12 protein-coding genes and 1 pseudogene are annotated in these 13086 nt (G+C 71.3%); 7 read left to right on the top strand and 6 right to left on the bottom strand.

Going from position 1 to position 13086, the window contains the following annotated elements:
* Window positions 1-13: 13 nt before the first annotated feature.
* Window positions 14-931 (bottom strand): DUF4429 domain-containing protein, encoded by a 918-nt coding sequence (locus tag AB0I18_RS44315; RefSeq protein WP_363111467.1) that lies wholly within the window; start codon window positions 929-931, stop codon window positions 14-16.
* Between the two features lie 315 nt (window positions 932-1246).
* Between AB0I18_RS44315 and AB0I18_RS44310 the strand changes: the two genes are divergently transcribed.
* The 4 genes from AB0I18_RS44310 to AB0I18_RS44295 all read left to right on the top strand — a co-directional run bounded on the left by AB0I18_RS44310 (window position 1247) and on the right by AB0I18_RS44295 (window position 5364).
* A complete protein-coding gene (locus AB0I18_RS44310; RefSeq protein ID WP_363111466.1) occupies window positions 1247-2548 on the top strand; it encodes a hypothetical protein in 1302 nt (433 codons plus the stop codon).
* Between the two features lie 464 nt (window positions 2549-3012).
* A complete protein-coding gene (locus tag AB0I18_RS44305; RefSeq protein ID WP_363111465.1) occupies window positions 3013-3549 on the top strand; it encodes a DoxX family protein in 537 nt (178 codons plus the stop codon).
* Between the two features lie 214 nt (window positions 3550-3763).
* On the top strand, window positions 3764-3955 hold the full coding sequence (locus AB0I18_RS44300) for a hypothetical protein (protein WP_363111464.1): 192 nt from the start codon (window positions 3764-3766) through the stop codon (window positions 3953-3955).
* The gene (locus AB0I18_RS44295) at window positions 3952-5364 is read left to right on the top strand and encodes an aromatic amino acid lyase (protein ID WP_363111463.1); all 1413 of its coding nucleotides are present in this window, start codon (window positions 3952-3954) and stop codon (window positions 5362-5364) included. The genes AB0I18_RS44300 and AB0I18_RS44295 overlap by 4 nt, the downstream gene beginning before the upstream one ends.
* Window positions 5365-5469: 105 nt before the next feature.
* Here the strand turns inward: AB0I18_RS44295 and AB0I18_RS44290 are convergent.
* The 3 genes and pseudogenes from AB0I18_RS44290 to AB0I18_RS44280 all read right to left on the bottom strand — a co-directional run bounded on the left by AB0I18_RS44290 (window position 5470) and on the right by AB0I18_RS44280 (window position 8193).
* Window positions 5470-6348: pseudogene (locus tag AB0I18_RS44290) on the bottom strand (IS5 family transposase).
* Between the two features lie 74 nt (window positions 6349-6422).
* On the bottom strand, window positions 6423-6653 hold the full coding sequence (locus AB0I18_RS44285; protein ID WP_363111462.1) for a hypothetical protein: 231 nt from the start codon (window positions 6651-6653) through the stop codon (window positions 6423-6425).
* Window positions 6640-8193 (bottom strand): PspC domain-containing protein, encoded by a 1554-nt coding sequence (locus AB0I18_RS44280; protein WP_363111461.1) that lies wholly within the window; start codon window positions 8191-8193, stop codon window positions 6640-6642. Before AB0I18_RS44280 ends, AB0I18_RS44285 begins: the two co-directional genes overlap by 14 nt.
* A gap of 179 nt (window positions 8194-8372) precedes the next feature.
* On the opposite strand from AB0I18_RS44280, the gene AB0I18_RS44275 reads away from it, so the two are divergent.
* The 3 genes from AB0I18_RS44275 to AB0I18_RS44265 all read left to right on the top strand — a co-directional run bounded on the left by AB0I18_RS44275 (window position 8373) and on the right by AB0I18_RS44265 (window position 10891).
* Window positions 8373-9659, top strand: coding sequence for a PspC domain-containing protein (locus tag AB0I18_RS44275; protein WP_363111460.1), 1287 nt, complete (start codon window positions 8373-8375; stop codon window positions 9657-9659).
* A complete protein-coding gene (locus AB0I18_RS44270; protein WP_363111459.1) occupies window positions 9656-10528 on the top strand; it encodes a response regulator transcription factor in 873 nt (290 codons plus the stop codon). Before AB0I18_RS44275 ends, AB0I18_RS44270 begins: the two co-directional genes overlap by 4 nt.
* Window positions 10529-10705: 177 nt before the next feature.
* Entirely contained in the window at window positions 10706-10891 is a 186-nt protein-coding gene (locus tag AB0I18_RS44265; protein ID WP_363111458.1) for a hypothetical protein, read from the top strand.
* A gap of 18 nt (window positions 10892-10909) precedes the next feature.
* Here AB0I18_RS44265 and AB0I18_RS44260 read toward each other — a convergent pair whose 3' ends face one another.
* Both AB0I18_RS44260 and AB0I18_RS44255 read right to left on the bottom strand, forming a co-directional pair.
* Window positions 10910-11767, bottom strand: a complete 858-nt coding sequence (locus AB0I18_RS44260; protein WP_363111457.1) for an L-histidine N(alpha)-methyltransferase — start codon at window positions 11765-11767, stop codon at window positions 10910-10912.
* 110 nt (window positions 11768-11877) lie between these two features.
* Window positions 11878-12948 (bottom strand): NlpC/P60 family protein, encoded by a 1071-nt coding sequence (locus tag AB0I18_RS44255; protein WP_363111456.1) that lies wholly within the window; start codon window positions 12946-12948, stop codon window positions 11878-11880.
* Between the last annotated feature and the right edge of the window lie 138 nt (window positions 12949-13086).

Raw genomic sequence — 13086 nt, 5'->3', positions numbered from 1 at the left:
CTATCGGGAACCACTAGAAACCGCGCAGGACCGCCGCCTTCGTCGCCGCGAACTCCTCGTCCGTCAGGACGCCGTCGCGGTGCAGTTCGCCCAACTCCCGTAGGCGGCGCAGCAGTACGTCGTGGTCGTCCGGCGGGGGCGGTGCGGACAGCTGCCGCGGTGTGCCGTCCTGGGGCCCGGCCGGGAGACGGGTCGGATCGCCCGGGGCGTACTCGCCGGCGCGGACGGACGGGTGCGGGAGGCGGGCCGTGACCGCGGTGGCGACAAGGGCCGTGAGCAGGTCGCGGCGGGCACTGCCCCAGAGATCGAGGGAGTACGGGTCCTTCTCGGGCGGCAGTTTGGAGAACACCGTCTCGCGGGTCACGAAGCGCAGAAAACCGTCCTCGTAACCGGAGTTGGGCAGCCACTCCACCTGCACCAGATCGCGTACGTCGATGATGCGCGGGCCCGTCGCGCGCTTCACCCGGTCCGAGGTGTCGCTCCAGTCGACACGGACGTGGACGCCGTCGAAGGACACCACGCCGTCGCTGGAGCGGACCGAGACGGGGACGGGCGGGCCGGGCAGGAGATAGGACTTGGCGGGCTCCTTGGGGATCTGTTCGAGGAGCAGGGCGCGACGGATCTCCTCCGCGATGTACTCGGCGACCCCCGAGCGGTCGATGTCCACCGCCAGCCGGTACGGGTCCGCCGTGTCGGGGAGACGGCCGCCGGTGGCCTGGAGCAGCGGGTCGGCGCCCTCGCGGAGCCTCAGCCGCAGCCGGCCGCGCTTGCGCTCGGGTTCGTAGACGACGCCCGCGACCGCTTCGAGGGGCACGGCGACCTCTCCGTACGTCTGCCGGAACAGCGGCACGGAGCGGTGCAGTCCCGGTGTGATCCGGACCGTGCTGCCGTCGAAGGCCCAGGTCCCGTCGCGCTGGATGATCTCGGCCATACGGAAATTCTCGCAGCCGGGTCAACACGGGGGCGGGCGGTTCACCCGCGCTCACCGGACCTGGCGGCCGCGAGGGGTGTGGGGTACGGCACAATGCGCTGTCGTCACAAGGCAGTTGTGCGGCTGCGCAGGTGTGCGGCGAGTTGCTGTGCGGTGGGCTGTTGTGCGGCGGATCGGGTGTGCGGTGGGCCGCCGCACCGCGGTCGGACGCACGCGAGGTGGCCGACTGGAGTGCGGTGGTGACGTATGTGGCGTATGAGTGTGGCGTGCGGTCATTGATGGTTCGGCGGAGCGGCGGGGAAGGCGGCAGCGGGCGTGGCGGTGCAGGAGGCCAGACAGGGCGCGGGGCGTGATGGGGAGCGTGGCGCCGGTCGGGGCACGCACGGGGGTGGTTGCACCTGCGGGGACTGTCCGCACGGTGCGCGCGAGGGGCATCGGCGGGCCGTTGCCGAATTCCTCTCCAAGCGGGACGAGTTGGCGTCGGGGCAGGGGCTGCCCGCGGCCGTCGCGTACTCCGCCGGGGCGTCCCGGCAGTGGGTGTCGGACGCGTTGACCCAGTCCGCGGACCTTGTCGCCGAGCGTGGGCGGGCCGAGGGGGAGGTCTGGCTGGGGCTGGTCTGGCGGCGTACGGCCTTCCTGGCGTGGGCACTTGTGGGGGTCCTGCTTGTCGCGCAGGCGCTCACCGCGATCGGGGCCGGGTGGACGCATGCCAGGACCGCGGGGCTGCTCGCGGCGGTTGTCGTGGCCGGGCTGCTGACCGGGGCCTCGTGGTTCCACCGGGCGCGGGGCGGTGTGCTGGCGCCGGTGATCGGTGAGGACAACCGGCTGTCCACCTCCCGCGCGGTGGCGGTGGGTTGGGTGCTGTTCGTCGTCTACGCCGTGCTGGTGCTGGCCGGGCGGCTCGCGATGGCGTCCTCGCCGGCCGAGCGGGACTCGTTGATCGCCGGTCTCGAACTCGCCCGCGGGGCGGGGCTCGTGACCGTACTCGCCGTGGTGTGCGGGATCGCCGTGCTGGTGCGGCGGGTTGTCGGGTTGCGGGTACTCGGGCAGCGGCTGCAGAAGGTGCGGGCCGACCGGCCGCGGGCCGCGGATCTGCTCACCGACGACTCGGGGCGGGGGAGCTTCGCCGATACGCAGTACGTCGTGGTGGGCGCGGTCGCGCTGGTGTTCGCGGCGGTGCGGTTGGCCCGGCGGCCCGAGCAGTTGCCGGATCTGCCGTGGGCGCTGGCTGTGGTGGTGCTGGTGTCGGCCGCCACGTATGTCGCCGGGAAGTACGCGGAGGGTGGACGGCCGGTGATTCTGTCGGTCGTACGGGCTCGGGAGGCGGGCGATCTGGACGCGCCGATCCGGACCGGGGACGACATCGAGATTCGGGGGGCCGGGTTTGTGCCGCCGGGTGCCCAGACCGCGGATCGGTTGTCCCGGATGGTGGTGCGGATCGGGGCCGTGCATGTGCATGTGCCGCTGGTGCCCGTCGCCGGGGGGTTCCGGAATCCGTCCGATGCGGTGCTTACCGTGCCGGTGCCGGCTGATGTGGAGCCTGGGCGGGTTGAGGTGCAGGTGGTTACTGCGGCGGGGGTGGAGACCAATCGGGTGGGGATCGATGTGACGGAGTGACGGGCGCTGCTGCTGTGGCTTCGCCGGGGGGCGCGTTGTTGGGTGCGGGTTCGTGGGGGCTGGTCGCGCAGTTCCCCGCGCCCCTTGAAGGTGCGCCTGCCGGTTTGTGGGTGGGTGCGGGTTCGGTGGGGGTTGAGCGCGCCGTTCCTCGCGCCCCTTGAAGGCGCGCCTGGCGGTCAGGGGGTGGGCGGGGCCGCGACGGGACATCCGATCGCCACTCTCGGGTCGCTGGGTGGGGGCAGCTTGCCGCGGCGATCGGACATCCCGACACGGCCCCTCGCGCCCGGACGGCGGCTGCGGGTGGTTGGGGGATTTGTTCCGGCGAGCTGGGTCTTTCGGGGCTTTACGGGGCGTTCTGGGGGGCGTGGGGAAAAATTGTCGGTTCTGCGTTGAGCGGGGGGTTGCGGTCGTACGTATCGTCTTTTGAGGGGTGGATCCTTCGGCTGGAGAGGTGGCGTAGGGCGATGGCTCACGGCATGCGGATGGACGCGCACTCCGGGTACATGGACGACGGCGGTGGTGACTGGCGGGACGCCGCCACGAGGTACGCGCTGCTGCCGCTGCGGGTCTTCCTCGGCGTCACCTTTATCTATGCGGGCCTGGACAAACTGACCGACAGCGCGTTCATGTCCGACGCCGGGGCCGGGTCGGTGGGCGACCTGATGCGTACGGTGCGGGACTCGTCGGCGATTCCCGCACTCGTCGATCTGTCCCTGAAGAATCCCGTCGGCTTCGGTTACGCGATCGCCTTCGGCGAGCTCGCCGTCGGTATCGGCACCCTGATCGGTCTCCTCGCTCGTCTTGCCGCGTTCGGCGGTGCCCTGATCTCCCTCAGCCTCTGGCTGACCATGAGCTGGGCATCGGATCCGTACTACTACGGCAATGACCTCCCCTACCTGATGGCCTGGCTGCCGCTCGTACTCGCCGGGGCGTCGGTGTTCTCGGTGGACGCCATGCTGCGCAACCGGCGTAGGCGCGGGTCGGGTGCCGGTGCCTACTGAGGGGCATCGGCGGAGTCCGGTGCTCCACCGCGCCCCGTAAGGGGCGCGGGGCTGTGACACACGCGGCTCCGCTGTGCGGCGCGGCCGGCCACGGACGACCCGCAGCTGTCGAACGGCACTTCCACCGGAGTGCTTGCGGAAGCAGTTCGATGGGGTGGTGTGCTTCCAGGCGCTGATGGAGGCGATGATCGCCGAGACCGGTGCGTAGGAACTGGTGGATGTGAACCTGGTCGGTGTGGACGCCACGGTGGTCCGCGCCCATCAGAACGCGGCCGGAATAGTGGTGGAACCGGAGTTGCTGGAAGGGCTGGCAGGGCTCGCGCGGCGGCTGACCGGCCACCCACGACGCCGCCGGTACAGCGCCTTTCCGAGCCTGATCTCCCGGTATCGACTGGAGGCGTGTTGATCACCGTCGACGGCATTGGTCTGAACTGTTCCGGCATCGCGGCCCTCGCATACGGGGAGACATCTGTCCGGCTCGCCGACGAGGCGCGATCACGGGCTGCGCGATCCTTCGAACACGCGGTGCAGGTCAGCGCCGAACGCGCGGTGTACGGCAGATCGACAGGTGTGGGAGCCAATCGCGACATCGCCATCGACGATGCGAACGCACATGCCCTGGCCCTCCTGCGCAGCCACGCCACATCCGCGGGGCCGCTCCGGAGCCCGGAGCGCGTGCGCGCGATGCTCGCCGTCCGCCTCAATCAGCTCGCCGCCGGAGGCAGCGGCGCGGCGCCTGAACTCCTCGACGGCCTGGTGGCCATGCTCGCGGCCGACGCGCTGCCGCCCGTGCGCGAGGTGGGCAGCATCGGCACCGGTGACCTCCCGGCGCTCGCGGTCACCATCCTCGCGCTGCTCGGAGAGGTCCGAACATCCACGGCGCTTGTGGCACCCGTCGCGTGCGACCCGAAGGACGCCATGCCGGTCATCAACAGCAACGCCGCCACGATCGGAGACGCCGCGCTCGCCCACGCCTCGCTCGCCGTTCTGTCACGGTCCGCGATCACGGTGGCGGCGCTGATGTTCGCGGCGGTGGATGGCAATCCCGAGGCGTTCGCCGAGGTCGTCGAGCAAGTGACGCCGTTCAGCGGGGCACGCGAGGTATGCCGGTCGATGCGCCGGCTCATCCCCTCGATACCGGCGCCCGCGCGCATTCAGGATCCGCTGGGACTGCGCAGCATGCCGCAGGTGCACGGCGCGTTCATCGACGCCCTCTCCCGCCTCGACGATGTCGTCTGCCGTCTGGCGAACGCCCCGTCCGAGAATCCCGCGCTGTTGCCCGGTCACGGTGTTGCCCATCACGGTGGCTTCCACGCCGCGTACCTGGCGCAGGCACTCGATACGACCGTCTCCGCCGCCGCCCAGTCGGCGCAGCTGGCCATGGCCAGAGTGTCCATGCTCACCGAGCCCGGGTTCACCGGACTGGCGCCGTTCCTCGGGGCGGGGGCCGCAGGCGCGTCGGGGGTGATGGCCTGCGAGTACGTCGCGGCCTCCGCGCTCGGCTCGTTGAGAGCCCTCGCCATGCCGACGGCAGTCCAGACCGTCACGCTGTCGCGCGGGGTGGAGGAAGACGCGAGTTTCGCTTCGCACGGTGCGCGCCAGGCATTGACCGCGGTGGACGATTACCGGACTGTGCTGGCGTGTGAACTCGTGGCCGCCGTACGCGCGGTGCGACTTCGCGGTGCGCGGGTCGACGCTCTCTTTGACGACCTGACGATGGAGGTGGCCGACCGCGACCTCACCGTCGACATCGCCGCAGCGGCACGCCTGCTGCCACAGCTCGCCGACATCCCGCAGAGGACGAGAATCGCTTGATGACGGTCTTGGCACGGGCGTACGAGAACGCCGTGTTGATACGAGTGGCTGTTCCATCGGTCCGCTGCGGTGTGGCATGAGCGTGTACCGAGTCAGTGAAGATCTTCATGTGAGGCTGCGGAGCCAGATGACCGCGCCGCGCAGGTGGAGTCCGGCGAGGAAGCTGACCGGGGTCTTGTCGTAGCGGGTGGCTGGCCCACGCCACTCCTTGATCTTGTTGATGCGGCGTTCCACCGTGTTGCGGTCGCGGTAGAGCTCGGCGTCATGGGCGAGAGGTCGCCCGCCCCGGCGCCCCTTCTTCTTCCGGTTGGCCGCCTGGTCGGTCTTCTCCGGGATCACCGCCCGAATCCTGCGTCTGCGCAGGTAGGCACGGCTGGGGAGGAGTACGCCTTATCCGCGGCCACGGTGGCAGGGCGGGTGCGGGGCCGTCCGACCGGGCCCCAGACCTTGATGCGCTCCGGGACGGCGGTGGAGCGAGAGCTGTCGGCGGCCTGGCCGGGGCTGAGCACGAAGGACAACGGGCGGCAGCGGTGGTCCGCCGACAGATGCACCTTGCTGGTCAACCCACCGCGTGAGCGCCCCAGTTCGGCGGCGCGGAGCCGGGCCTTGTGACGTCGGCGCAGACGCCGTCCCTCCTCGCGGGCGGCATCCGCCTGCCCGTCCGGCCCGGCTACCGGGGCGTTTGGTCCCTGGCGAAGCCCCGGCCAGGCCGAGGTCTGCCTGACCGTGCGCGGCGGCCTCGGCGATCACCGCTTTCATCAGCGTCTGGAAGACCTCGGACCTGGTCCAGAGGTAGAACCGCCCATAGACGGTGGACCAGGGCCCGTACCGCTCGGGCATGTCCCGCCACGGACCGCCCGTACGGAACCGCCACATCACGCCGTTGACGAGCCTGCGCAGGCCGGGTAGCGGGCCGCGTTCGCCGAGCGGCAGCAGCGGTTCGAACCCAGCCCACTCGTCGTCCGTGAGATCACCCCGAGCCATCCCGCTTGTCTACCGTCTCGGCCCGGCCGGGACAGAGAAACATCCAGACCCGTGATCTCAACCCGGCACACGCCCTAGCCCGGTATCTGTGTGTCCTCCCGGGGAGGGGCCGCGCGGTGGCGGCGTATTCCGTGGGTCAGGGCGCCGGTCGCGGCTGCCAGGCACAGGCCTCCTGAGACCAGGGGGATCACCACGAACCACGGGGTGTCCCAGGCGCCGCCCGCGTCGCCTGCGTAGACGATGCCCGTGAGGGTGAGGAAGAAGCCCGCGATGAGTCGGCCGGGCTGGAAGTCATGACGTAGCACGGGTCACCTCAGCCTGTCCGATGCCGACCTCGAGGGTGAGGTCGAGCGTGCCGCCGTCCGCGGTCCTGTCCGGGGGCCGGAGCGTCACCTGCTCGTGCTTGCCGGGGGCCACGTCCACGTCCTGCTTGCCGTCCTCGTGCAACTGGATGTCGCCGACGCCTACTTCGACGACCAGCCGCACGGTCGCGTCCTTCGGCAGGATGACCTTGAGCCGGCCCATGCCCACCTCGGCGTTCGTCGTCAGCGTCTTGCCCTTGCCGACGTCGACCCGGGAGAGGTCGAGAGTGCCCACGCCGGTGCCGAGGTCGTACTGCCCCTGCACGGCGGCCGCTGTGGCGGGCGTCCAGTTCATGCGTGCCCACTGTGTGCTGATGTCCTTCGGCACCGCCGTCGAGCCCGCCAGCAGGCCTGCCGTGATGATCGCGAGGAGGATCGACCCCACTCCCGTACGCCCCAGGAACGCGCTGACCGCGATGCCTGTGCCGAACACGATGAGCGCGCAGGACAGGCCGGTCTGCAAGCTGGTGCCGAGCGGATGGTCGTCCCAGGTCAGGCGGGTGCCCAGGGCGCCCGCCAGGAGGGCGAGCAGGAACACCCAGCCGCCGATCCCGCGAGGGCCGCGCGGCTTGGGCGCCCGTGTCGGTATGTCCCTGCGGTAGCCGCCCTGCGCGATGCTGACCGCCGCCGCGATGTCGCGGGCCCGGGTGTCCTTGGGGCCCCAGAGATAGCCCGTGCCGCCCACGTACGTGCCGTCCTTGACGATGGGCTCGCGCCACCAGGAGGTGAAGGAGGCGGGGACGGGCGGTGCCTGTGCCTCCGGCGGTGCGTCCGACACCGCCTGGGCGGCGAGCGGGTCGGGGCCGGGGGTGCCGCGCTGCCGCGACCAGTACCCGGCGCCCGCGAGGAGCAGCGCGAGGGTCGCCGCGAAGGTCAGCACCCCGCTGTTGCTGAGCATGGAGAGGAACACCCCGCAGCCGACCAGCGCGAACAGCACGCCGGTCAGTGCCTGGCCGTCCACCCGGCCGGTGAGGAGCTTGCGCACCTCGTTCTCCTCCTCGTCGTCGTACGCGACGAAGAGCCAGGCGAAGCCGTAGAAGATCAGGCCGATGCCGCCGGTCGCCGAGAGCAGCGCGAGCACGATCCGGAAGATCACCGGGTCCATGTCGCACTGCCGCCCGAGCCCCGCGCACACACCGCCGAGCATCTTGTGCCGCCGGTCGCGCCGGAAGCGGCGTGGGAGCTCGGGAACGAGCGGGTCCGCCGACGTGAGCGGATCGGGATCGCCGGGTGCGACCGGGCCGCCGGGTGGGACCGGGCCGCCGGGTGTGACCGGGGCGCCGGGTGTGACCGGGGCGCCTGGCGCGCGTGGCTTCCCGAGTGTGCGGGGTTCCCCGGGCGTGCGCGGCTCCTCACCCGCGGTGGCCCGGGCGTCCGCGGCGGGCACGGTGTCCGCCGGCTCCGGCCCGGCGCCCGGGCTTGCGCCCCGGCCCGGGCCGGAACCGGGTCCCGGACCCGTCGCGGCGTGCTGCTGATCTGTCATGTGTCCATGGTGACGGCCGCGACGGCCCGGTGGGAGTCGGAACGACCCTGGCCGAACCCTGAAATCGACCCCGAGGCGCGACACCTACACTCCGCGGGGCGCCCCCGATTCGAAGATCAGGGGAGTCTCGGGGGTCGACCCTGATGCCCGGGCACGGCCGACGTGTGAATATCGATGGCATGCCGGAAGCCGCAACTCTGCCAGTCGAGGACCCGCGGCCGCCGCGCAAGCTCTACCGCAGCAGTGACGGACGCTGGCTCGGTGGTGTGGCGCGGGGGCTCGCCGGGCACCTCGGGCTGCCCGTGATCTGGGTGCGGCTGGTCTTCGTCGGGCTGTTCATGGCGGAAGGTCTGGGCGCGTTGCTGTACGCGTCGTTCTGGTTCTTCGTGCCGCTCGGCGTCGGCGGTGTGGACACGGAGCGGCGCCCCCCGGCCCTCGCCACCGAGACGGCACCCGACGGCCGCCGCAGACTCGTCGCCCGCAAACCCGACAAGGGCCAGATCGTCGCGCTGCTCGCCATGGTCGTGGTGGCGATGGTCTTCGTCGGCAATGTGAACCTGAGCGGCGGCGCCAAGGCCTATCTCTGGCCCACGGTCCTCGTCGGCGCGGGCGTCGCCCTGGTCTGGCGCCAGGCGGACAACGCGCGGCGGGCCCGCTGGATGGCGGTCGGCCGCCGCAAGCGCACGATCACCCTGCTCCGCTCCGCGGCCGGCGTCCTGCTCGTCGCCGCGGGCGTCTCCGGGATATTCGTCCTGCAGGGTTCCGCGGCCCACCTCGGCTCGGTCCTCCAGGCCGCCCTCGCGGTCATCGTCGGCATAGCGCTGCTCGCCGGCCCCTATCTCGTCCGTATGACCCAGGACCTCTCCGAGGAGCGCCTGATGCGCATCCGCGCCCAGGAGCGGGCGGAGGTCGCCGCGCATGTCCACGACTCGGTGCTGCACACCCTGACGCTGATACAGCGCAACGCGGAGAACGCGAACGAGGTGCGGCGCCTCGCCCGCGCCCAGGAGCGCGACCTGCGCAACTGGCTCTACAAACCCGAGGGCACCGGCAAGGACGAGGCGGACGAGCCCGACACCCTCGCCGAGGCGGTCCGGCGCAACGCGGCGGAGGTGGAGGACAAGCACGGCGTCCCCCTGGAGGTCGTCGTCGTCGGCGACTGCCCGCTCGACGACAGAATCGGCGCACAGATGCAGGCCGCGAGGGAAGCGATGGTGAACGCGGCCAAGTACGGTGGCGAGGGCGGCGCGGTGCAGGTCTACGCCGAGGTCGAGGGGAAGACCGTCTTCGTGTCGGTCCGGGACCGCGGTCCCGGTTTCGACCTGGATTCCATACCCCTGGACCGCATGGGCGTCAGAGAATCGATCATCGGCCGCATGGAGCGCAACGGCGGTACGGCCCGGCTGCGCGCGGTGCCGGACGGCGGCACGGAGGTCGAGCTGGAAATGGAGAGGGCGGAGACATGAGCGACGCGAACGAGCCGACCGGGGAGGTCGGGCCGAGCGGTGGCGCGACCGGCGCGGGCGCGGCCGACGGCCCTGCCACGCCGACCGGTTCGACGGGTGCGACCGGTTCATCGGGTTCGGTCGGTTCGACCGGAGCCGACGCGCCGTCGCCGGCCGCCGCGTCCACCGATCCCGCCGGTGCCGGCGGGCCAACGGCAACCGGGCCAGGGCGGCATGCGCGGGTGGTCCTCGTCGACGACCACCGCATGTTCCGTACGGGGGTCCAGGCGGAGATCGGGCAGACGGACCGGACCGGTGTCGAGGTCGTAGGAGAGGCCGCGGACGTCGACCAGGCGGTCACGGTCATCACGGCGACCCGGCCCGAGGTCGTCCTCCTCGATGTGCACCTTCCCGGCGGCGGCGGGGTCGAAGTCCTGCGCCGTTGCGCCCCGTTGATGGCCGACGCCGAGCAGCCCGTGCGGTTCCTGGCGCTGTCCGTGTCGGACGCCGCCGAGGACGTCATCGGCGTGATCCGCGGTGGCGCCCGGGGGTACGTCACCAAGACGATCACCGGCACGGACCTGGTGGACTCCATCTTCCGCGTCCAGGACGGCGACGCCGTCTTCTCGCCCCGCCTGGCCGGGTTCGTCCTCGACGCCTTCGCGTCGACGGATGCCCCGCCGGTGGACGAGGACCTGGACCGCCTCACCCAGCGCGAGCGCGAGGTACTGCGCCTCATCGCCCGCGGGTACGCGTACAAGGAGATCGCCAAGCAGCTCTTCATCTCGGTGAAGACGGTCGAGTCGCATGTCTCGGCGGTCTTGAGGAAGCTCCAGCTGTCCAACCGGCACGAGCTGACGAGGTGGGCCACCGCGCGCCGCCTCGTGTGACGGTCGACTGAACTCGTCGCGCGGTCGGCAAGCCGACCGTAGGCGGCAATTGGAAGGTTTGGGACAGCTTTTGCAGCCTATGCGTGTCCCAAAGCTTCCAATCAGCCAGATCGCTCAGCGCCGACGAGGAGTCGGCCCGGTGTCTCGGGTCACCTGGACCAGCTTTCCGTAGTGGAGGTGGCATCGGTCGACCGGATTGTGTCCGACACCATGGGGCGTATCGCGACCACGCTGTTCCCTGAGCAGGGGTGGTCAGCCGTCCATGTGGTCGCCGTGAGCATGGCGACCGGCTGGGAAGTCGCCACCACGGAGCCAGGGGAGTACCGCGGTTTCGGCGTGCCGGTGCTGCCCTTGACGGCATGACGTGCCGAGCGCGACTGATCAGCTGGGTCTCGGGTTCACCGCGACCGCCTTGAAGAACGTGTAGTGGAATGTGCCGTCGTCGTCCGCCGTCCGGTGCAGGTCGGCGAGGCCCCGGTCCCAGTCGGCGGGGCTCATGAGGCCCGCGGACTGGGCGTCCTCCCGTACGGACTCGATCATCGCGATGAAGGTGTTGCGCGTGAAGCCGTCGACCAGGGCGGGGTGGGAGCGGTCGGCGTACACGGGTCTGGGGCGGACGGCGATCCGTTCGTAGCCGGCGGCGCTGAGCAGCGGGTGGAGTTGGCGGCCCACCAGAGCGTTTCCGCCTGCCGTGTGCTGGAGTCGGACCTGGCAGTCGATGGCGGCGTGGGCGTAGGCGCTGTCGGGATGGAAGAACGCCGAGCCGTGGTCGCCCTCGATGACGGTGAGGGTGCCGCCGGGGCGCAGGACCCGGCGCAGGGCCATGAGGGCCTCCCCGGGGGCGACGAGGTGCTCCAGGACGAAGCAGACGAAGACGTGGTCGAACTCGGCGTCTTTGAAAGGGAGTTCGAAGAGGTCGGCCTGGTGCCAGGTGACCCGAGCGGCGGGGAACTCGGCCGTCACACGGGCGCGGGCCCGGGCGAGCGAGGTGGCCGAGATGTCCACCGCCGTGAAGTGGGCACCCGGGCTTGCCCCGATCAGGTGGACGGTCTGGGCGCCCACTCCGCAGCCGGCCTCCAGGACCCTGCTGCCCGCGGGGTACGCCGTGTCGGCGTGGAGGAGTTCCGCGAGGGTGTCGGCCTGGTCGCCGAGGCGGCGGGTTTCGTGGGCGGAGTAGCCGTGGACGTAATCGACGTGGCCGGTGTAGGCGGTGGCTGCGGTTTCCGCGGGTGGGGTCATAGGTGGGGTCATAGCGGTGAGCCTCGTCCGAGAACGGTCCCGTGGACAGGTCCAATGAGGGTGGCGTTAACGGGGCCACCGGCCTGCCACGACAACCGCCGCCGCCCCGCTCAAGCCACCCGTGTCGCCCCCGCGAACGGCATCTGGTCGATCGGGGCCACTCGTACCGGGGCCGACGGGTTGGGTGCGTGGATCATCTGCCCGTTGCCGACGTAGAGGCCCACGTGGCTGATGCCGGAGTAGAAGAACACCAGGTCGCCGGGCTGGAGTTCGGACCGTGACACGCGTCGGCCCGCGTTGATCTGCGCGTACGTCGTGCGGGGCACCGAGATCCCGGCGGCGCGGTACGCGGCCTGCATCAGGCCTGAGCAGTCGAAGGCGTCGGGGCCGGTCGCGCCCCACACGTACGGGCTGCCGAGCTTTTCGTAGGCGTACGCGATCGCCGCCGCGGAACGGGAGTTGGGGGCCTGGGTGGAAGAGCCGGCCCCCAACTCGCGAGGGGCGGAGGCGGAGCGCGAGGCGCGTGCGGAACGCGCGGTGTCCGCGTCGTCGGCGCCGATCCGCGCCCGGTCCTCGTCCGGCAGCCTCGAGAGAAGCTGCCGTGCCTCGCCCAGCTTGCCGGTGACCGTCTTCTTGTGCCGCTTCAGCTCCGTCCGCTGCGCCTTGAGCGAGGTCAGTTCGACATGCGCGGCCCCGCGCAACCGCTCGATCTCGCGCAGCTGACCGCGTACCCGCGACACCGTCGAGGCCTGCCGGCTGCCGGCCCGCTCGGCGAACGCGGCCCCGTCCAGGTACTCGTCCGGGTCGGCGGAGAGCAGGAGCCGCAACGCGGGGTCGATCCCGCCGTCCCGGTACTGCGCGGTGGCCAGCGAACCGAGCGTGTCCCGCTCGGAGTTGAGCCGTTCCGTCTTGCGCGCGGCCTCGTCCTGAAGGGTGTCGAGGCGGCCCGCCGCCTTGGTGGCCTTCTCCTTCGCCCCGTTGTACTTCTCGGTGGCGACCTCCGCCTCCTGGTACAACTTGTCGACCTTCGCCTTCACCTGAGCCGGTGTCAGCTCCGGAGCGGCGTGCCCCGTCCCGTCGAAGCCGGTCGCGCTCGCCGCGCCCGCGAGAGCGATGGTGAAGGCGGTGCGGGCCTGACTGCCGCCGAGCGAGCGCTGTCTGGGCTTGCGGTGCGCTGCCACGTGGGCCCACGTCCTTTCCTGAAGTCCGCGAGGGACTTCCGTACGACGTACGACCACCGAGGCCGGTTACGCGTCCGGCGGCAGTCGCCCTCCGGGTGCCCGGCCCGCAGACACTCCACGAAGGGCCGGGTCTCCTCC

This window comes from Streptomyces sp. NPDC050704, from assembly GCF_040654355.1.
Classification (GTDB): Bacteria; Actinomycetota; Actinomycetes; order Streptomycetales; family Streptomycetaceae; genus Streptomyces.
Note: the sequence above shows the minus strand (reverse complement) of the source record. Positions and strands in the feature narration are given on the sequence as shown.

What these genes read in the sequence shown, in the direction of transcription:
- AB0I18_RS44315 (WP_363111467.1), bottom strand. Translation starts at nt 931, where the DNA reads ATGGCCGAGATCATCCAGCGCGACGGGACCTGGGCCTTCGACGGCAGC.
- AB0I18_RS44305 (WP_363111465.1), top strand. Translation starts at nt 3,013, where the DNA reads ATGGCTCACGGCATGCGGATGGACGCGCACTCCGGGTACATGGACGAC.
- AB0I18_RS44280 (WP_363111461.1), bottom strand. Translation starts at nt 8,193, where the DNA reads ATGACAGATCAGCAGCACGCCGCGACGGGTCCGGGACCCGGTTCCGGC.
- AB0I18_RS44275 (WP_363111460.1), top strand. Translation starts at nt 8,373, where the DNA reads ATGCCGGAAGCCGCAACTCTGCCAGTCGAGGACCCGCGGCCGCCGCGC.
- AB0I18_RS44270 (WP_363111459.1), top strand. Translation starts at nt 9,656, where the DNA reads ATGAGCGACGCGAACGAGCCGACCGGGGAGGTCGGGCCGAGCGGTGGC.
- AB0I18_RS44260 (WP_363111457.1), bottom strand. Translation starts at nt 11,767, where the DNA reads ATGACCCCACCCGCGGAAACCGCAGCCACCGCCTACACCGGCCACGTC.